The following is a 20,612-nucleotide window of genomic DNA, read 5'->3' on the forward strand; positions in this document are numbered from 1 at the left end:
TTACTAACTGAAATTATGTCAGAAATCTCTATAGCATAATGGCTCATAGGTCGAAAAAAATCTATGAGCCAGATCAAGTAACTTCTTCACAGTTGGAAAATTCAATCCTAAAACAACTTTTGTTATCACTACTCCGGCAGTGATAGAGGGTAAGGTTGTTGGCTTCACATAGCTCGCGCGCGATATATAGGCCCAGTCCACTGCCGTTTTTTCCTGTTGTGAAAAATGGCTCAAATATTTTATTGAGAACCTCTTCAGGTACACCCTTACCAAGATCTTTGATCTCTAAAACTGTATTCTTGCGCTCCATATTGTAGTAAGCACTAATAGAGGCATGGCCCACTCCTGTAGCTAGTTTTGAGTGTTCCAAGGCGTTCTCTGTTAAGTTGGTGACTACTTGTGACAATTGTGCGGAGTCAAAATATACCAGTGGCACCTGCCCTATAGCGTCCAACTCGACGAGGTCATCCGCTTTCCCGGCATTGAAGTCTACTAAGAATTGCTTGAGCCAAGCCCCCAGCTCATATTTTTGGGCTGAGTGGGCGCGCTTTCGTGAAAGCTGCATTACGTTTTCAACAATCTGATTGATGCGCTGGCTTTGGCGACAAATTATGTCTGTTAATTGGTGGTCCTCTTCTTTTAATTCTGGGGACTCCGATAGTAGCTGTGCGGCGTGTTTGATTGCCGCTAAGGGGTTACGTATTTCGTGAGCAATTGAAGCTGTTAGTTGGCCCAGGGAGGCGAGTTTGAGCTTTTGGGCTGCCTCTGCCAGCTTCCGGTTGTCCTCCACAAAAACTAATGTGCTATGACCCGTGTCATGCTGTAATTCTGAAAAGTTTGCATGAAGCTCGTCTCCATTTTTTGCGGGGATAAGGACATTATTTTGACTCTTATGACTGCGCCATTCCTTAACCTTTTGCCTCAGCTCTGCATGGTAGTCATGTGCTGTATCGATTTGGTTTTCTAGTAATCTTCTTGCTGATTTATTGATCAGTTCTGGCTTGTAAGTAGGGCCTAAAACTAATACACCGGTATTCATTCTTTCAATGATTTCTTGAGCCAGGCGTTGAAGGTGTGCAGCCTGGCGGCTTTGTTTGTCTGCGCGAATATTAGCTTTACGAATACGTTCCGATAGGTATTGGATGGCACTTACGGTTACAAATAGTAGTAGACCTAGTCCGCCAGCAGACACAATCTCCTGGCTAGAACCCGATTCAGTTAGTAAATGGTAAAGCTGGAGTGCGATAACACCCAAGCTGGCAATGGCCGCAAAAAATGCACTGAGGCGCTTATCAAGTAGGATGGCACCGATTGAACAACTGATAAGCAGTAAATAACCGAGGCCAGAGTTTAGCCCTCCACTAGCCTCGATCAATAACAAGAAAACCAAAATGTCACAGCCCAAAATAATCCCAACTTGGCTGCTATTTGTCTGGTAAGCCTTCTGGCGTAAAAATAGTAACCACGCCACATTCAGAAGGGCATAGGAAGATGTTGTATATATAAATAGTGTTGGCAAGTACGTGCCAAGTGAGCCTCCACCTATGTCGGAGTAGAATACTCCTAGCAGAACTAGGGCTATTGCTACTCGGTAGATTGCGCTTATGCGCAAAAGCTCATGGTGTTGTTGGGGGGATGTTTGGGAACTGCTCACTGTAGATGCCCGGTATTCTTGTAGTGGTGAGCCGCTGCTGTTGTTACCCCGATAAGGTTACAATAGCGGCCTGTCTTGTCCGAGGTTCAACGATGTCTACTTTGCAGTTAGTGCTGGCACAAATCAATTCCCTGGTGGGAGATATTCCAGGGAATACCAAGCAGGTGATAGAAATTACGCGCCGAGCGTACCAGGAACTGGGTGCTGACTTGGTACTTTTTCCGGAGCTGACCCTGTGCGGTTACTCTCCTGAAGACTTGTTGTTGCGACCCAGTATGCAGATTCGTATTGATACGGCATTGGATGAACTCAAAACTGCAGATCTGCCCTGTGCCATTGTTGTGGGTTACCCCAAGTTGCTCGATGGCGTTATGTTCAATATGGCGGGGGTAATAGTTGAGGGAGAGTTAATCGCAGAATATGCCAAACAGAAGCTGCCTAACTATCAGGTCTTTGATGAAAAGCGTTACTTCAAACCGGGTAAATCTCCCTGTGTAGTGCATATCAAGGGAGTTCCTGTGGGGCTGAGTGTTTGTGAGGATATTTGGTTTCCAGAGCCCATCAAGCAGTCAGTCGATGCTGGAGCCAAGTTGATTCTCAACATCAATGCATCACCTTTCCATCGGGGCAAGGCTCAGCAGAGGTTGGAATTGGTTTCCAGGCAGGCAAGAAATGCCGGAGTCCCCATTGCCTATGTAAACTGGTGCGGTGGTCAGGACGAGCTGGTTTTTGACGGTGGCTCAATCGTTGTTGACGTTGAGGGAGAGGTATGTGCCAGGGCTGAGGAGTTTACAGAGCAGTTGCTGCCAGCTTCCATATCTTTGCAGGGACAGGATTTGACGGTACTCCCTGGGGAAATTGCTTCTCCTCAAGGCGATTTGGCTTCCGTGTACCAAGCCCTGGTACTTGGGGTGCGCGACTACGTTAATAAAAATGGTTTTAATGGTGTTGTACTGGGGTTGTCGGGTGGAATCGACTCAGCTCTTACATTGGCAGTTGCGGTCGATGCGCTGGGCAAAGAGCGTGTTGAGGCAGTAATGATGCCGTTTCGCTATACCTCGGATCTGAGTAAAGGCGATGCGGCCGATCAAGCGGAAAGAATGGGGGTTCACTATCGGGAAATTAGTATCGAGCCCATCTTTGATTCGTTTATGGGCGCTCTCGCTGAAGAATTTGCTGGCAGTGAGAGGGATACCACTGAGGAGAACCTGCAGGCCCGCTCTCGTGGTGTTCTTTTGATGGCTATCTCCAATAAGAAGGGCGCGATGGTCCTGACCACCGGTAACAAGAGTGAGATGGCCGTTGGTTACGCAACCTTATACGGGGATATGGTAGGCGGATTCAATGCCCTGAAGGATGTTCCCAAAGTATTGGTATTCGAGCTGGCCCGTTATCGAAACACAATTTCTGAAGTGATTCCTGAAACGGTTATTACTCGCCCTCCCAGTGCTGAGTTGGCCCCGGACCAGGTGGATTCTGACAGCCTTCCGCCTTATGAGATTCTGGATCAAATTCTCAACCTCTATGTTGATCAAGACCACAGTGCTGAGGAAATCATTCAGCGTGGTTTCCAGAGAGAGGATGTAGAGCGTGTGGTCAGGTTAGTGGGACGCAATGAGTACAAGAGGCGCCAGGCAGCCATCGGGGTGCGCATTTCTGAACGCGGATTTGGAAGGGATCGCCGTTATCCCATCACCAATGGCTGGAAGCTGGGTGACTAGCTATCCTGAAAATAGAAACGGCGCCGAATGGCGCCGTTTCTATTTTTAAGTGATAAGTTACAGAAGCTCTGGAGGCAGGGGAGTCTCGTCCCGGTTGTATTCGGGATTGTAGAGCTCCCGGCTGTCAAAGCCCCGCGGATCAGATTTTTCAAACAGGCCCAGGGTGACCCTGTGCACTAGACTGCGGCCGCTCGGACCTTTGTAAAAGTCGTAGTTGAAAGTGCCGTCTTCGTTAAAAGCGGGGTGCTTTGGATAGTTATTACGCAGCACATCCAGGGCATTAGCCTCAAGATCTTGCATTTCCATCAAATGGTAACCTTGAACCATAACTGCCAGGGCATCGGGAATTGCGGGTGTCTGCTGGAAGTTTTCCACAATGTAGCGGCCGCGATTGGCCGCTGCAAGGTAGGCGCCGCGCTTAAAGTAGTAGTTGGCCACGTGAACTTCATAGCGGGCCAGCAGGTTACGCAAGTGGATCATGCGCTTTTGCGCGTCTGGAGCGTAGCGGCTCTCAGGGTAGCGGGCCATTAACTGGGAGAAGTAAGCGAATGACTCTCGAGCCGATCCTGGATCGCGACTGGTTAAGTCGGTAGGCATAAAGCGCTCGAACAGGCCTGTGCCCTCAGTAAAGGACGACAGGCCCTTCATATAGTAGGCGTAGTCGACATTGCGGTGCTGGGGGTGTAGGCGGATAAAGCGGTCTGCAGCGGCGATAGCAGCATCGTTTTCATAGTTGCGGTAGTAGGCATAGATCAGCTCAAGCTGAGCCTGTTCCGCGTAGTTGCCGAATGGGAAGTTGTCTTCCAGGGCTCGCAGGTTTCTGATGGCAAGATCCCACTGGCTGGTTCGCAGCTGTCGCTGGGCCATCTCGTAGTATGCCTGCTCTGTACGTGAACCTGTGGGTAGGCCCACTTCCGAATCATCTGTGTTGGCGCAGGCAACCAATATTGCGGACACCAAGGCCAGCCACAGCATTTTCCAGGTCTGCATAGCCCCTCGCTCTATCATTCTTACACTCTACCTTATTAAACTACCCACCAGTATTAACCTGGCGCGTCGGACATTTAACCACAGTCGCGGAGCTGCCCAAAGTATTTGCAATTGATTGATGATTGAACACCTAAAACTAGATATCCAAGTTCCTGCCAATATGGCTGGTCGACGCTTAGACCAGGCCGCAGCCGAATTAATTCCCGATTTTTCGCGCGCGCGCCTCCAATCGTGGATCAAAGGCGGTCAGCTCACCTTAAACGGAGCCCCAGCTAAGGCCAAGGAAAAGCTCTTTGGCGGCGAGCTTATCCAGCTTCGCGCAGAGCTGGAACCCCAGGGTAGCTGGGCTGCCCAGGACCTCGACCTCAATATTATGTACGAAGATGACTGCCTGATGGTGGTCAATAAGCCCGCGGGCCTCGTAGTCCACCCCGCTGCCGGTAACCCCGACGGCACTCTGCTCAATGGCCTGCTTTATCACAATCCAGCACAGGAGCTGATACCCCGAGCCGGTATTGTTCACCGGCTGGATAAGGACACCAGTGGCCTGATGGTTGTGGCTAAGACTTTGGCCGCTCAGACCCATCTCGTGGATCAATTAAAGCAGAGAACGGTGAGTCGACAGTATGATGCCCTGGTCCAAGGATATATCACCACTGCGGGTCGTGTTGATGCGCCCATCGGTCGGCATCGTCAAAATCGTCTCAAGATGGCTGTTTTGGACTTTGGCGGCAAAGAGGCGATCACTCATTATCGTGTACAGGAGCGTTACAGTGCTTACACGCTCTTACGCTGCAAGCTGGAAACCGGTCGTACTCATCAGATTCGGGTACACATGGCCCATATCAGGCACCCGCTCGTGGGAGATCCACTCTACGGAGGCCGCCCAAAGTTGCCTCCAGAGGCCTCGGCAGACCTTGTTGAAGCTCTCCAAAGCTTCCCTCGGCAGGCTCTGCATGCGGCTGAACTAGCGCTAGTGCATCCCACCAGTGGACAGGACGTGCATTGGTGTGCGCCAATGCCTGCTGACATGCAAGCACTGCTCGATCAGTTGCGCGCTGATGAACCTTGAAGTACCGGTTATAAATTCGCCTGGGCACCTATCGCCGGTTCTCGAAAGGACAATTTCGCAAAGCAAGATATCTCAATGCCAAGTAACCACTACCTGATACCCGATTGGCCCGCACCCGCAGGGGTGAGGGCGGCGACGACGCTACGCACTGGGGGCCAAAGTTGTGGCCATTTCTCCTCCTTTAACCTTGCTGCTCACGTGGGGGACAAGGAGTCAGCTGTTACTGCCAATCGCCAACAGTTAAGGGGGGAGCTTGAGTTGCCCTCAGAACCGCAGTGGCTGGAGCAGATCCATAGCGACAAGGTAGTCGAGGCAAGTGATGACGCCTTAGTTCGAACCGCAGATGCCTGCTTTAGCATGAAAAGAGGTGTTGTCTGTGCCGTGTTAACCGCAGACTGTTTGCCTGTTTTGTTAAGCGATAAGAGTGGTACCCGTGTAGCAGCAGCCCATGCCGGGTGGCGCGGATTGGCCGGTGGTATATTGCGCAACACCGTACGCGCGATGAAGTGTGATCCTGAGGAGTTGATGGTTTGGTTGGGGCCAGCGATTGGCCCGGAGGCCTTTGAAACCGGAATCGATGTCCTCGAGGCATTCTTTGAAAATGCAATTAGCAGTCGGCACACAGAAAAAATCGCTAGCTGTTTCCGCCCACACACTAAGAAACCACTGCACTTTTTAACAGATATTTACGCCCTGGCTCGCGCGGAGTTGGCAGAGCTGGGGATTGGCGAGGTGTATGGCGGGGTGTATGGCGGGGGGCTCTGCACAATGTCAGAACCTGAGAAGTTTTTTTCCTACCGCAGAGAGTCTGAAACCGGTCGTATGGCAACTTTGATATGGCGGGATAAAGACTGAATTGAAGTTCTAGATGGCTTATTTTTTCTGTGTAAGCCAATCGATAATATTGGGGCAGCTTGGGCAATTACAAGGCTGGGTGTTGACTGAGCTGTAAAAATTATAAGAGATAGATTTGCCGCAAAACCATTTTGCATAGAATAAATGCCGCTATTGATTTAAATCATTGAAAACCCTTCCTGCGCCCCTATTTTACTTGTCAGTACCATAGCGAATGTATAAGGCAAATTAGTGCCACTATTGCAGCGCTTTTGAAAAAATCGAGTAAAAGAGGTTTCGTTCATGCGAATTGACCGAATGACAAACCCGCTACAGGCGGCATTTGCTGATGCGCAATCCCTGGCGGTAGGGCGCGACCATAACCAGATTTATCCCGAGCACTTGATTCTGGCACTGCTTAACCAGAACAACGGAAGCGTACCCGCATTCCTGTCACAGGCGGGATTTAACCTAAACGGCTTGCGCAATGATCTTGCTAAGCGGTTGGATAGCTTGCCGCGGGTGACTTCCCCCACGGGTGATGTGGGGATGTCCCAGGAATTAATGCGCTTAATGAATCTTACGGACAAGCGAGCCCAACAAAATGGTGACAGTTTTATTTCCAGTGAAACTGTATTACTGGCGGCTTTCGACTCTGCGGCGGGAGAGATTTCCAAAATCTTAAATGCCAACGGCGACATTAAACAATTAGAGGCGGCAATTCAAAAAGTGCGTGGCGACGAAAAAGTGGATGACCCCAATGCGGAAGAAGCGCGCCAGGCGCTGGATAAATATACTCTCGACCTGACCGAGAGGGCTCTGGCCGGCAAGCTTGACCCAGTGATCGGCCGCGATGATGAAATACGGCGGACGATTCAAGTCTTACAGCGGCGTACCAAGAATAACCCTGTACTAATTGGTGAGCCGGGTGTTGGTAAAACTGCCATTGTTGAAGGGCTCGCTCAACGTATCGTCAATGGTGAAGTACCGGAAGGGCTAAAGGACAAACGTCTTCTTTCCCTGGATTTGGGGGCATTGTTGGCGGGCGCAAAATTTCGTGGAGAATTTGAAGAGCGATTAAAAGCAGTACTCAACGAATTATCAAAACAGGAAGGTCGCATTATTCTCTTTATCGATGAGATCCACACGATGGTGGGTGCCGGTAAAGCTGAGGGGGCCATGGATGCGGGAAATATGCTGAAACCCGCTTTGGCCCGCGGGGAATTACATTGTGTCGGTGCAACCACTCTGGATGAGTATCGGCAATATATTGAGAAAGATGCAGCGCTTGAGCGGCGTTTCCAAAAAGTATTGGTTGATGAACCAACTGAAGAGGATACGGTTGCGATTCTGCGCGGATTAAAAGAACGCTACGAAGTACACCACGGTGTTGATATTACCGACTCTGCAATTATTGCCGCGACAAAATTATCGCAGCGTTATATCACTGATCGTCAATTACCAGATAAAGCGATTGATCTTATTGATGAAGCCGCCAGCCGGATACGCATGGAGATCGACTCCAAACCGGAATCCATGGATAAATTGGAGCGCCGTTTAATTCAATTAAAGATTGAACGTGAGGCGGTTAAAAAGGATACGGATGACGAGGCGACTAAAAAACGCCTGTCGAAACTGGAAGAAGAGATTCTACAACTGGAGCGGGAATACTCCGACCTTGAAGAGGTTTGGAAGGCGGAGAAGGCACAGCTTGCCGGCAGCCACGACCTCAAGGAAAAGCTCGAGCAGGCCAAGCTCGATATGGAGTCTGCACGGCGTGCAGGTGATCTCAATAGAATGTCTGAATTACAGTACGGTGTAATTCCACAACTTGAACAACAGCTTAAAAGTGCCGCTACCGCTGAAGCTTCTGAAGAACCCCGCCTGCTGCGCAATCGGGTGACCGATGAAGAGGTGGCTGAAGTGGTATCCCGCTGGACGGGTATTCCTGTATCTAAGATGCTCGAAGGTGAGCGTGAAAAGCTACTGCGAATGGAAGATGAGTTGCACAAGCGAGTCATCGGACAGGGGGAAGCGGTGGAGGCGGTTGCTAATGCCGTACGCCGCTCGAGGGCGGGACTAGCTGATCCCAACCGACCCAATGGCTCATTCTTGTTCCTCGGCCCAACCGGTGTGGGTAAGACGGAATTATGCAAGGCATTGGCTCAGTTCTTGTTTGACACAGAAGATGCCATGGTGCGTATCGATATGTCGGAATTTATGGAGAAGCACTCTGTTGCCCGACTGATTGGCGCACCTCCCGGATATGTAGGTTATGAAGAAGGGGGATACCTGACTGAAGCGGTGCGGAGAAAGCCCTATTCTGTTGTGCTATTAGACGAAGTGGAGAAAGCGCATCCCGATGTATTCAATATTCTTTTACAGGTTCTTGATGATGGCCGCCTGACCGACGGCCAGGGACGCACGGTAGACTTTCGTAATACCGTTGTCGTAATGACTTCAAACCTTGGCTCAGATTTAATTCAAAAATACGCCACAGCTGAAAATGGTGATGACCTGGACGCTGAAATTCGTTATCGACAGATGAAAAGTGCGGTGATGGAAGTGGTGGGGAACCATTTCAGGCCAGAGTTCATAAATCGTATTGACGAAGTGGTTGTTTTCCATCCACTGGATAAGGCAGAAGTACGCTCTATTGCCGAAATTCAGTTGCAACAACTTTGCCGTCGACTGACAGAGAGGGACCTGAAATTAGAGGTATCTGAAAGTCTGCTGGATAAATTAGCAGAAGTTGGGTTCGATCCCGTTTATGGTGCACGGCCATTAAAGCGTGCTATTCAGGTATGGCTGGAAAACCCGCTGGCGCAAGATGTTCTCGCCGGTAAGTTTTCCCCGGGAGCAACAATCCGTGCGGATGTTGAAGGCGATAAAGCCGTATTCCGATAAAAAAGCACTTGGGGGTGCCATATAGTGCACCCCTAAACTCCCGCCGATTCCTCACTCTCTCCATATCTATACTCACAGGTGCGCTAATCCGTTTGTTCGGATATTTACGTAGAGGGGTACCCCTCCGTAGCGCATAGTTTCCCTTGCAAGTATCAGTTTATAGTTTTTATTGACGACACCTTACGGGGGCCTGATATCAGTACGCGTATGTTGCTAATGCTGCTGGGATGCCTTTTGCTCTTCGGCGGAATTTTTGCTTATAAATTAATTGGCAGGCATATGGTGAATCAGTTCATAGACAACTTAGCCCTGCCTGCGGCCACAGTGACTTCAGCAACCGCCCAGTTTCAATATTGGAAGGAAGACCTGAAAGGAATAGGCACCATTCGAGCTGTTAATGGTGTAGAGGTTACTACCGAAGCTCAGGGGGTTATCAGCGCTATTCACTTCAAGTCGGGCCAGCATGTTAGTAAGGGCGATTTATTGGCGGAAATTTTTGCTGAACCGGAAAAAGCGCAGTTGCAGGTGTTGGATGCAGAGCTTCGCTTGGCCCGTCGTAATTACGTGCGGATCAAGACTCTGCTGGGGCGAGGTGTAACAACCGAAGCAGATTTGGATAGCGCTCGCAGTACTTTGGACCAGGTGGTTGCCAATATAGAAGTGCAGCGGGCCAGGGTGGATCAGCGAGTTATCGTGGCGCCTTTTAGTGGAGTACTGGGAATTCGACAAATCGATCTTGGGCAGAATGTAAGCCCGGGGGAGTCTGTTGTTTCTCTACAGCAACTTGATCCTATTTTTGTTGATTTTTCCCTCCCTGAACAAAAATATGCCTTGGTTAAGGCTGGGCTTGCTATTCAGTTGACAACAGATGCTTTCCCTAAAAATACCTACGAAGGAAGAATTACCGCTGTTGACCCCCAAGTGGATAGTGCGAGTAGAAACTTTCTGATTCAAGCTACTCTGGAAAATCCCCAACACGATTTACGTCCTGGGATGTTTGCCCAGGTATCCGTAAAGATAAGTGCACAGCGAAAAGTGCTCGTTATTCCCAGAACCGCATTGGCTTTTGCTCCCTATGGGGTGGCGGTTTTTGTGTTGGAGCCCGATAAAGATGGCGAGCATATGATCGCAGTTAAACGGTTTGTGAAAACTGGTGAGGAGCGTGGGGATCTAGTTGAAATTACACAAGGGCTTTTGGTGGGGGATATAGTGGCTAGCAGCGGATTACTCAAACTTCGCAATGGAGAGAAAGCGGTTATCAATAATCAGAATCAACCCCCAGAAAGCGCGGACCCCACACCGGAAAATAGTTAAACCTGGAATTTATAGGTTGTGAATTTCACAGAGATTTTCATTCGAAAACCAGTGTTGGCCTGCGTAGTCAGCCTATTTATTTTTCTATTGGGTTTAAGGTCGCTAACGGAATTAAATGTCAGGCAGTACCCGGAACTTGAAAATGCAGTTATTACAGTAACCACCGTTTATGTTGGTGCCGACTCAGATCTAGTGCAGGGGTTTATTACTACGCCGCTTGAGCAAGAGATTGCTACTGCAGATGGTATCGATTACATGGTCTCCACCAGCGTGCAAGGTCTCTCGACGATAAACGTTTATGTACGTTTTGATTACGATCCAAATGAAGTGTTAACTCAGGTCGTTGCCAAGGTAAATAAGCTGCGCAGTGAATTGCCTGATGAATCAGAGGATTCCAGCGTGGAAATGCAGCAGGGAGAAACCACTGCTGCAATGTACCTTTCTTTTTCCTCAAATATTCTCGCTAATAATCAAATTACGGATTATCTGACACGCGTTGTTCAACCTAAATTGGCGACTATAGCTGGTGTGCAGCGAGCTCGCCTTTTGGGGGACAGTACCTTTGCAATGAGAGTCTGGTTAAAACCGACAGAGATGGCGGCATTGGAAGTCACACCTGCGGATATTTCTGATGCGCTTAGGGATAATAATATTCTGTCGGCAGTTGGTTCAACAAAGGGAACCCGTGTGGCACTGGAAATACGTGCGGATACAGATATTGCACGTCAATTGGATTTCCGCAAGCTAGTGGTTAGAGCCGATGGGGATAAGTTGGTTCGTCTAGGTGAAGTGGCGGAGATAGAGTTAGGAGCGGAATCCTATGACAGCTCTGTGACTTTTAACGGACAATCGGCCACTTTTATTGCTATTGAGGTGGCACCCGATGCGAACTCCCTTGATGTTATTAAAAAAGTACGCGAGGAGTTGGAGCAGAAAATTTTTCCACAGTTGCCAGAGGGTATGCTAGGCGAGACTCCTTACGACAGTACTGAATATATTCAGGACTCCATTGAAGAGGTCGTCAAAACAATTGTTGAAGCAGTGTTTATAGTAATTTTGGTGATTTATTTGTTTCTGGGATCAGTTCGAAGCGTATTAATTCCAGCAATTGCACTACCGCTTTCTCTTGTTGGTGCATTCTTTTTAATGTTTTTAATGGGATTTTCCATCAACTTGCTCACATTGCTAAGCATGGTTCTGGCAATCGGAATTGTTGTTGATGATGCCATTATTGTTCTGGAAAATGTCCATCGACATATAGAGGAGGGCTTGCCTCCAAAAGAGGCTGCGATCGTAGGGGCTCGAGAGTTGGCATGGCCTGTAGTGGCTATGACTACAACGCTAATTGCAGTATATATTCCTATTGGTTTTCTTGGTGGTTTAACCGGGACCCTATTCATAGAGTTTGCATTCTCCCTAGCTGGCGCCGTATTACTGTCTGGAGTGGTCGCTCTTACTTTATCTCCCATGATGGCCTCGAAAATATTAAAGCCTCGCGATGGTGGAGGTACCCGGTTTGAAATTTGGCTGGAACGCCAATTTAATCGACTTCAGACGAGATTTGAAAAATCGCTCCATTCTTCTCTTGATGAGCGCCGAGTTATTTTGGTTTTCGGCTTAATTGTATTGATAAGTTGTTACTTCTTATTTGTGACGTCCCCTCAAGAGCTTGAACCTACAGAGGATAGGGGGCTTGTTCTTACAATTTCTACTGCCGATGCTTACGCAACTTTAGATTATGTTGAACAGTACAGTGGTGAACTTAATGTCATTGCTGAGAGATTTACTGAGGTTGAAAATCTTTTTCTGCTTAATGGGGCGGGCACCTTCAGTAGTGGTGTTAATAATGCGGTGGCCGGGTTTGTTTTGGCTCCTTGGGAAGGGAGAGACCGCGATACGGAAAAGATGCAGGAGTTGATTAGCAGTGATGTACAGCAAATAGCCGGGTTAAAAATAGCCGTTGTGGTGCCACCAAGTCTGCCAACTGCGGGAGGGCAGCTTCCGGTTGAATTTGTTATCGGTTCTACAGAGCCCATGGAGAATCTGGCATCGGTGGCAAGCGATATTATGACCCGAGCTTTGGAGAGTCGAAAGTTTATTTTTCTAGATTCTGATCTGAAAATTGATAAGCCAAAAATTGTAATAGAAATTGATCGTGATAAAGCGGCCAGTATGGGTGTGGAAATGGTGGACTTGAGTCGTGACTTAGGTGCGATGTTATCCGGAGCTTATGTTAACCGTTTTTCCCTGGATAATCGCAGTTATAAAGTTATCCCTCAAGTCGAGAGAGTTGACCGCCTAACCCCTGATCAGTTGGAGCAATATTATATTCGGGCGGTAAACGACAAGTTGGTTCCTGTGAGTACTTTGATAAGGCTCACGGAAACTGTTGAACCACAGCAACTAAAGCGATTTCAACAGTTAAATGCCGTCACTATTTCGGGTGTGCCACGCCCTGGAATTACGTTGGGTGAAGCACTGATGGTGTTGGATAATGCGGCAAAAGAAATCTTACCGGTCGAGTATTCTGTGGACTACTCGGGGCAGTCCAGACAGTTCAAAACTGAAGGATCAGATTTGGTGGTTACCTTTTTCTTTGCCTTGATAGTAATTTATTTGGTGCTGGCTGCTCAATTTGAATCATGGCGCGATCCCTTGATTATGTTGGTCACCGTACCGATGAGTGTTTGCGGAGCGATGATTTTTGTCAGTCTAGGATTGACGACTCTCAATATTTACACACAAGTGGGCCTGGTTACCCTGATTGGGGTTATTTCCAAACACGGCATTCTGATAGTGGAGTTTGCCAATAAGTTACAGCTCTCAGGGCTTGATAAGCGATCAGCGATTGAGCAGGCCACTTCAATCCGTTTGCGACCGATTTTAATGACTACCGCATCTCTGGTTTTGGCGATGGTTCCATTGTTAATAGCGTCGGGGCCAGGAGGAGGAGCAAGGTTTGCAATGGGCTTGGTAGTGGCGACCGGTATGACAATTGGAACGTTATTTACTTTATTTGTCGTGCCGGCGATGTATATGTATCTTGGGCGGAATTTTGAGGCGGAGGCTGTAGCGGCCTCCTGAGTTTCTTTACACTTATTTACGCTTCGAAAATATCTCTGTCGACATTGCTGCGACGGAACTCAGAAGGGGTGACTCCCTCATGTTTTTTAAAGAAGCGAGTAAATACTGCGCGTTCGGCAAAATGAAGTTGTACCGCAATACTTTCTACGGAATCATTGGTTGAGAGAAGGAGTTTCTTGGTCAGAGATAGCGTAACACTGTCTTTAAGCTGCTGGAATGTTACTCCCTGTTCTCTCAGTCTGCGCTGTAAAGTACGGCCGCTGGTGCGGAAGTGGGCTGCGGCTTGTTTGATAGTAATTTCTTCACTGAGCAAGTGCTTTTCGAGCCAGGCTCGCAAACTCGCTGCCAGGTTATAGCTGGTCAAAGTGTTGTGTAGAACTGCTTTTAATATATTTCGGCTCTGGCTGCGAATGATTTTATGGTAACTGGGTATAGGGAAGTCCAGTATCTGGGATCCCAGGATAATCGCATTTTCATCAGCGGAAAATTCAATCGGGCACTGGAAAATCCTCTTGTGGATAGAGTCATCTTCTGGCTTTTCACTGCGTAACTTTAATCCCCGGACCTCGGGAAACCTGGGGTTAAGAGTGCGCAATAGGTCTACTCCACGACTCATCAGCATTTCAGCAATAAAATGATTGACCGGAGCGCTAAAGAGTTCCTGCTGCCAGTTGAGTGTGAGTACTTCCGCATCGGCTTCCTGGTAAGTCTGGAACCGCAGGAGGGGGGCCAGAGTTTGTGAGAGTACAATTTCTGCAGGGCGAAAGATCTCCCTCGGCCGTCTCAAGGAGGGCTGAGCTTCGATAATAGTTTCTTCAAGCCAAAGCATAATTGGGAAGCGACTAAAGCTGAGACCTGGTGAGGTAACAGGGGATAGCGCAAGTATGCTTTCAATTAGAGCATTGAATTCACTGTAATTGAGCCATTCACTCTCTCCTGGATTCCAGCTAAATGAGAATGGCAATCGTTCAATTAGCGTCTCGGTGGGGATGCCGAGCCTGGCGGCTGCAACCACAAAGTAAGGCGCAAATATCTTGGGCACGCCGGCATGGCCGGACATATTTTTATTTTGGTCTCTCATGACTTACTGCCGTCCGGGTGGCGTTGCCGGCATCATAGCAAAGGCGCCTCAAAGCACGAGTATAAATTGAGGAATATGACGAATTGGTCGCTTCGCGTGGCGGATTCGACCCCCCTCTGGCGCCTTTAATCCTATTCCGAAATAGAGCGTTAAGGATAAGTTTTAGTCGTCTGCTGTACATTGCGTTATTCAGATTTTTTAAAACTCTTCAGTCACGAGAGTTACCACTTACTAAAACAATAAAGGAAAATAACAATGGCACTGTCTAAAAGGCTGGGTACAAGCCTGTCTATTTTTTTCTCGGCGATAATTGGAGCTTCATCAGCGGTAGCGGAAAACTGCTATATCCTGGTTCATGGACACGGAGTCGAAGGACACACTACAAGTGAAAGTAATGATGGGAGTTTAGTGCAGCCAGCACTGGACTATTGGAGTGAGGCGGTTTTCGACGAATATTCTAGCAGTGATTTTATTGAGCAATTGTTAGTTGATGGCGGCAATTACGGCGTTGTCGGTTATAACTCAACTGATGAAGGTGAATTTCCCTACTGGCATGATGAGACTGCGGGTGAAATTGCTCGTCAAATTATAGAGATCCGCTCTGGCCAGGGAGATCGGTTTGAACACGAAAACCAGTGCTCAGCAGAGGACACTTTCTGGATTATTTCCCACAGCCAGGGTGCCGCTCAAATGGTGTATATCGCGGGTAACGCTGTTGAAGGATCTCCATACTACAATCGCGCCTACAACCAGTTCGATAGCAATACAGAAATTCAAGAAGTAAAAAAATGTTCCACGACTTGGTATGGCAGTAAATCCTGTAAAACGGTTGAAGAAGAAGTTCGAGTTGCCGGGCTTAACGAGAGCTACGCAGTGAGCGTTGATTTTGATGCGGCTATCAGCGGTGTTGCTGCAATATTCACCACAGGAGGTGCAATTACCGGTACTGAAGGCGTTGATCGGATATGTAATGGAAGCTGGTATGACGATTTGGTCAATGCACTATTTCTTGGGCGTGAGTGTTCGGCGGTTCGCTATATGCAGACTAATGATGTTTACACTGTGAGAAATTATGTAGGGACTAATCTCGGTGCGCCGGTGTACACCATTGGGGGTTATGCGGGCTTCCCAGGTGTGGAAAGTGCTACCTCCATGCTGCTGAATGGTGAGGATGACGGTTACATTAATTTGGCTTCGCAAATGAACTGTTCCGGATCTGCCAAGCGCAACCTGTGGTCGAATCTCAAAGAATATGAAACCCTGTTTGGCGTAGCTTACGGCAGCGCGATTTTCTCTTGTGATAACGACAGTAAAGGCACTGCTCGATCTTACAATTTGGCCAGTATCTATACAGATCATGATGCGCAGCGTAACGGTGGTATTCTATCCCCCGATTATGATTCTATTCCCGATGGACTGGACTGTGGCTCAGGAAAGAACAGCGCGGGTAGAATCTCAGCCTGCACAAATTAACTAAAAAAATAAAAGGCTTCGGAGGTATTGATGTCCACATCAAGCAAAGATCGCTCAAAGGCCCGGCTGGCAGGCTGGGGTGTACTGGCCGTAGTTACTGGATTGGTGGGTTACTGGGCCCTGGCTGGTGGTGAAGAGGCGACGCCCGTTGTTGTAGCCAAAGCAAAAGCTGAAGAGCAATCTATCCGAAGCCGCAAGCCTGATAACGTTAAGCCGGCGGAACTGGAGCAAGAGGATCAGTCTGTAAAACTATGGAAGGGAATTCAGTCCCTGCCCAACAAGACTGAGTTACACGAATCCCTTCTCTCGGATCTGGCCCGCTTTCATCGCTATCCGCCAGAAAACCGAGCAATTAAAACTCCTGAACAGGACCCGATTACTCAGACATTTGCGGTGGATGAAAGAACCACTCACAGTGAGGAAGGGGATTCTCTGACTATATGGACAGATGAAAAGTTTTATTTGCGTGGGGATACTATTCGGGTTTTTGCCTATCAGGCCGATAGTGATGGAGATCGGGTCAGTGCTGACCTGACTGCGCTGTTGGTTTACGAAGACCAACAAGTCGTGGGTACCTTGGCTTTTAGTGATTCGGATGGAGACTTAGTCTACGAAGTATTGATGGAGGCGGGCTCCTTTAATAGCCAGGTGCTGGAAGCGGGCATTTTTAAGGTCATTGTGGATACGGATATTGATGGTCTCCGAGATGCGGCAGCATTCACCCTATCTGAGGATACGGGAAGCTATACGGGCTCGTTGCGGGATTCCGTTACCGCCGATGGCAATTTATTAATTGAGGCGGAAGTCGATATCAGCAGAGAGGGGCGCTACTATTTTCAGGGCTCCCTGTATAACGATGAGCAATCCCCGATAGGCACAACGCAAAATGCTCTTGAGTTAACGGCGGGGCGGCACTGGATTCCCCTAGAGTTTTATGGGCTCTTAATTCGCGATGCCGGGCAGGACGGCCCCTACTTGGTGAAACAATTGAGTATTGCCAGGGTGACGGTACCTATGGCCAGGGATAGTGCTTTTGAACCAGGCTATTACACTGAGCGCTATAGCCTGGATCAATTTACTGATAGCCCCTACCGTGAGCCTTAGGAATCGGCATCGTTAGAAGGGCGACTAGCAGTTTTTCTTGATTTGCTCGCGGGCTTTGGTAATGCGTTCTTGCCGCTCATCTTCTCCGAGCCTGCGATAGTTTCCATCTTTATCTTTTTCGCGCACTCTCGCGTGTGTGGTCAGGCTCTTAAGGTTCTTTTGGTACGCGACACAGAGCTCTGCTCGTTTTGCTGCCTCTTCTTTAGCTCTGGCCTCCAGTTGTCTCTGTTGCTCAGCGTCGGGCAGCTGTTCTTCCTTTGACTGTTGAGGTACTTGAGGTGCATTTTTCTGTGCTTCACGTGCGGCTATCGCATGTTGTTCAGCTTCCCATTTCTTATAGCGCTCTGACTTGGGCTTTTTGATCACGTCCACTTGAGCGTCTCCTGGAGGTTGCTCACCGAAGTGGACAACACCATTCTCATCTACCCATTTATAGATGCCGTCGGCTTGAGTGGTCGTAGCTGTTACTGCAATCAATAGCGCCAGTAAGATGCGCATGGTGCTTACCCCTTGTGTTGATGTTCCTTCCGTCCCCTTATTGTACCGGTACTGGCGGGTTTTCCTGTAACTGTCTTAACACTTTCGCAGACACCTATTGACAGCTAGGACTCAATTGGCAAAATCGGGGGTTTACTCAGTGACTAGATTTCACCGCAAACCCGTGGTTTTGAGTCTAACCCTGGTGGAACATCCTCCATCGAAATTCTACTGAGTGGCCCTCCCCACCCCTGGAGGCCTGCTAACCCCGTAGTGAACCTTTGTAGATTTACTTGGGGTTGGGTGTTTATGCGCGATCAGTTCATCCTAAAAATCGGCAGCTAAACACGCAACAGGCTGATATTTGTCACCATTTTCCCCTATAATTGCTGTCTGGCATTCTTGCTAGTAGGCGTTTTATACGTTTTCGGTGATGGCTATCCTATAAAACAGGAAAATTGAGGAGACTCAAGTGGAATTACTTTCCGGCGGCGATATGTTGGTTCGCGCGCTGCAGGATGAAGGGGTGGATCTGATTTTTGGATACCCGGGCGGCTCAGCGTTACATATCTATGATGCTATTTTTCGGCAGAAATCGATAAAGCATATTCTCGTGCGCCACGAGCAGGGTGCGACCCATGCTGCTGATGGCTATGCACGGTCTACTGGTAAGGCGGGTGTGGTACTGGTGACGTCTGGTCCCGGTGCTACGAACGCGATTACTGGCATCGCAACGGCCTATATGGATTCTATCCCTATGGTGGTGATATCCGGCCAGGTACCCAGGGATAAGATCGGTGAGGATGCGTTTCAGGAAACAGATATGGTCGGTTGCTCGCGGCCGATCGTGAAGCACAGCTTTTTGGTAAAAAATGCTGAAGATATTCCTACGATCGTCAAAAAGGCATTTTTTATCGCCAATACTGGCCGTCCCGGTCCCGTAGTGATCGATGTTCCAAAGGATGTAACCAACCCGGCGGAGAGATTCCCCTACCACTACCCTGAAAAATTGCGGATGCGCTCCTATACCCCAGCCGGTAAGGGGCATAGCGGCCAGATTCGCAAAGCGATTGCTATGTTGCTATCAGCTCGCCGCCCGGTGATTTATGCCGGCGGGGGAGTGGTGCAGGGTGGCGGCGCCGAGCTTCTCACCGAGCTGGCTAGAAAGTTGAACTACCCGGTGACTAATACCTTGATGGGGCTCGGAGCATTTCCCGGAAGTGACAGGCGTTTCTTGGGAATGCTCGGTATGCACGGCACTTTCGAGGCAAATACAGCCATGCATCACGCCGACGTTATCTTGGCTGTAGGTGCGCGCTTTGATGACCGGGTGACAAATACTCCAGGCAAATTCTGCCCGGGTGCCAAAATTATTCATATCGACGTCGATCCGGCTTCGATCTCTAAAACGATTGTTGCCGATATCCCGATTGTCGGCACGGTCCAGGCTGTCCTTCGGGAGATGCTCGAAGCGTTGAAAGCCAATGATGAGCAGCCGGATCACTCCGCGATAGTTGACTGGTGGCGCCAAATCGATGATTGGCGTGAGCGTCACGGACTCTACACGGCTCCTCGTTATCAGACGAATGGTGCTCTGATAATGCCGCAGGATGTGATCAAGGCGGTGTATGACATTACTGAGGGTGATGCTTTTGTGACATCCGATGTAGGGCAACACCAGATGTTTGCTGCGCAATATTACCTGTTTGATAAGCCGCGCCGCTGGATTAACTCCGGTGGGTTGGGGACTATGGGTTTCGGCTTACCGGCAGCCTTGGGGGTGAAAATAGCTCACCCGGATAAAGAGGTTGTGTGCGTAACTGGCGAGGGAAGTATCCAGATGTGTATTCAGGAGCTTTCTACGGCTACCCAATATCATCTGCCAGTAAAAATCCTCTGCCTTAACAACCAGGCTCTGGGGATGGTGAAGCAGTGGCAGGAGATGCAATATGAAGGAAGGCTTTCCAATAGTGTTTACGAGGAATCGCTGCCTGATTTTGTGAAACTCGCCGAGGCATACGGTCACGTCGGAGTGAAAGTGGAGCGTCGTGAAGACCTACACAACAAGTTACAAGAAGCTTTTGCAATTAAGGATCGCACTGTATTTATCGACGTATACGTCGACCCATCTGAGCATGTCTATCCCATGCAAGTGCTACCAAATGGCTCCATGCGTGACATGTGGCTGAGCAAAACTGAGAGAACTTAAAGGGTAGGGCGATGCGTAGAATAATTTCGGTTCTGATGGAGAACGAACCAGGGGCTTTGTCTCGTGTTGTTGGCTTATTTTCCCAGCGTGGCTACAACATTGAAAGCCTCACCGTGGCGCCTACTGAGGATGCGACTTTATCGCGTCTCACTTTGGTGACGATTGGTGACGATCACAAGATTGAGCAAATTACCAAGAACCTAAACAAGCTTATCGATGTTGTGAAATTGGTGGACCTCACTGAAGGCTCTCATATCGAGCGGGAGCTGCTATTGGTGAAAGTGCGAGCCAATGGTGCCCAGCGCGATGAGGTGAAGCGTAGTGTCGATATTTTTCGCGGGCAGATCGTTGATGTCACCAGCAGTATGTACACGGTACAGGTGGCAGGAACCGGCGAAAAACTCGATGCGTTCCTCCAGGCGCTGGGGGAACACACAATTATGGAAGTGGTGCGATCCGGAGTTTCCGGGATTGCCCGTGGTGAAAAAGTATTAAGTGTATAGAGCAAAAAACAGGAATTGAGCGATGCAAGTTTATTACGACAAAGATTGTGACCTTTCTTTAATTCAGGGAAAAACAGTAGCCATTATTGGTTATGGATCTCAAGGTCATGCCCATGCCAATAACCTGAAAGACTCTGGTGTAGCGAATGTTGTTGTTGGGTTGCGCGAGGGGTCTGCTTCCTGGAAAAA

Annotated in this window: 15 protein-coding genes (1 of these 15 cut by a window edge); 11 read left to right on the forward strand and 4 right to left on the reverse strand. The window is 48.9% G+C overall.

Annotated elements, in window-relative coordinates; genetic code table 11:
• Nucleotides 1-73: 73 nt before the first annotated feature.
• Nucleotides 74-1,654, reverse strand: coding sequence for a sensor histidine kinase (locus ACJJIQ_RS23295; RefSeq protein WP_445363140.1), 1,581 nt, complete (start codon nt 1,652-1,654; stop codon nt 74-76).
• A gap of 92 nt (nt 1,655-1,746) precedes the next feature.
• Between ACJJIQ_RS23295 and ACJJIQ_RS23300 the strand changes: the two genes are divergently transcribed.
• A complete protein-coding gene (locus tag ACJJIQ_RS23300) occupies nt 1,747-3,375 on the forward strand; it encodes an NAD+ synthase (protein WP_445363141.1) in 1,629 nt (542 codons plus the stop codon).
• A gap of 57 nt (nt 3,376-3,432) precedes the next feature.
• Here ACJJIQ_RS23300 and ACJJIQ_RS23305 read toward each other — a convergent pair whose 3' ends face one another.
• Nucleotides 3,433-4,383, reverse strand: a complete 951-nt coding sequence (locus ACJJIQ_RS23305; protein ID WP_444906458.1) for an outer membrane protein assembly factor BamD — start codon at nt 4,381-4,383, stop codon at nt 3,433-3,435.
• A 100-nt stretch (nt 4,384-4,483) separates the two neighbouring features.
• Between ACJJIQ_RS23305 and rluD the strand changes: the two genes are divergently transcribed.
• The 5 genes from rluD (at nt 4,484) to ACJJIQ_RS23330 (ending at nt 13,576) form a co-directional block, all read left to right on the forward strand.
• Nucleotides 4,484-5,437: a 23S rRNA pseudouridine(1911/1915/1917) synthase RluD gene (gene rluD, locus ACJJIQ_RS23310; RefSeq protein WP_445363142.1), complete on the forward strand. Its 954-nt coding sequence runs from the start codon at nt 4,484-4,486 to the stop codon at nt 5,435-5,437.
• A gap of 75 nt (nt 5,438-5,512) precedes the next feature.
• The gene (gene pgeF / locus ACJJIQ_RS23315; protein ID WP_445363143.1) at nt 5,513-6,292 is read left to right on the forward strand and encodes a peptidoglycan editing factor PgeF; all 780 of its coding nucleotides are present in this window, start codon (nt 5,513-5,515) and stop codon (nt 6,290-6,292) included.
• Between the two features lie 282 nt (nt 6,293-6,574).
• Nucleotides 6,575-9,178: an ATP-dependent chaperone ClpB gene (gene clpB / locus ACJJIQ_RS23320; protein ID WP_282934348.1), complete on the forward strand. Its 2,604-nt coding sequence runs from the start codon at nt 6,575-6,577 to the stop codon at nt 9,176-9,178.
• Between the two features lie 207 nt (nt 9,179-9,385).
• A complete protein-coding gene (locus tag ACJJIQ_RS23325; RefSeq protein ID WP_445363144.1) occupies nt 9,386-10,492 on the forward strand; it encodes an efflux RND transporter periplasmic adaptor subunit in 1,107 nt (368 codons plus the stop codon).
• Nucleotides 10,493-10,510: 18 nt separating this feature from the next.
• Nucleotides 10,511-13,576 carry an efflux RND transporter permease subunit gene (locus tag ACJJIQ_RS23330; protein WP_445363145.1) on the forward strand — a complete coding sequence of 1,022 codons (3,066 nt, stop codon included), beginning with the start codon at nt 10,511-10,513 and terminating at the stop codon, nt 13,574-13,576.
• 16 nt (nt 13,577-13,592) lie between these two features.
• Here ACJJIQ_RS23330 and ACJJIQ_RS23335 read toward each other — a convergent pair whose 3' ends face one another.
• Nucleotides 13,593-14,657, reverse strand: coding sequence for a helix-turn-helix domain-containing protein (locus tag ACJJIQ_RS23335; RefSeq protein ID WP_444895245.1), 1,065 nt, complete (start codon nt 14,655-14,657; stop codon nt 13,593-13,595).
• 255 nt (nt 14,658-14,912) lie between these two features.
• Here ACJJIQ_RS23335 and ACJJIQ_RS23340 point away from each other — a divergent pair, with 255 nt between their 5' ends.
• Both ACJJIQ_RS23340 and ACJJIQ_RS23345 read left to right on the forward strand, forming a co-directional pair.
• Nucleotides 14,913-16,130 (forward strand): hypothetical protein, encoded by a 1,218-nt coding sequence (locus ACJJIQ_RS23340; RefSeq protein ID WP_444926624.1) that lies wholly within the window; start codon nt 14,913-14,915, stop codon nt 16,128-16,130.
• 30 nt (nt 16,131-16,160) lie between these two features.
• On the forward strand, nt 16,161-17,234 hold the full coding sequence (locus tag ACJJIQ_RS23345) for a DUF4785 family immunoglobulin-like domain-containing protein (protein ID WP_445363146.1): 1,074 nt from the start codon (nt 16,161-16,163) through the stop codon (nt 17,232-17,234).
• A gap of 24 nt (nt 17,235-17,258) precedes the next feature.
• On the opposite strand, the gene ACJJIQ_RS23350 is transcribed toward ACJJIQ_RS23345, so the two are convergent.
• Complete coding sequence (locus ACJJIQ_RS23350) at nt 17,259-17,732, reverse strand: DUF4124 domain-containing protein (RefSeq protein WP_445363147.1); 474 nt, start codon at nt 17,730-17,732, stop codon at nt 17,259-17,261.
• 451 nt (nt 17,733-18,183) lie between these two features.
• Between ACJJIQ_RS23350 and ACJJIQ_RS23355 the strand changes: the two genes are divergently transcribed.
• The 3 genes in view from ACJJIQ_RS23355 to ilvC are tightly spaced (at most 22 nt apart) and all read left to right on the forward strand, a layout consistent with a single transcriptional unit that may run on beyond the window.
• Complete coding sequence (locus ACJJIQ_RS23355) at nt 18,184-19,920, forward strand: acetolactate synthase 3 large subunit (RefSeq protein ID WP_413664326.1); 1,737 nt, start codon at nt 18,184-18,186, stop codon at nt 19,918-19,920.
• A gap of 11 nt (nt 19,921-19,931) precedes the next feature.
• The gene (ilvN, locus tag ACJJIQ_RS23360) at nt 19,932-20,423 is read left to right on the forward strand and encodes an acetolactate synthase small subunit (RefSeq protein ID WP_282934340.1); all 492 of its coding nucleotides are present in this window, start codon (nt 19,932-19,934) and stop codon (nt 20,421-20,423) included.
• Between the two features lie 22 nt (nt 20,424-20,445).
• Nucleotides 20,446-20,612: the 5' end (the start) of a ketol-acid reductoisomerase gene (gene ilvC / locus ACJJIQ_RS23365; protein WP_282934339.1), read on the forward strand. Its footprint extends 859 nt past the window's final position; the window shows 167 of its 1,026 coding nt (coding positions 1-167); its start codon is at nt 20,446-20,448; its stop codon lies off the right edge, out of view.

It is taken from the genome of Microbulbifer maximicatervae (SeqCode) (genome assembly GCF_052468295.1).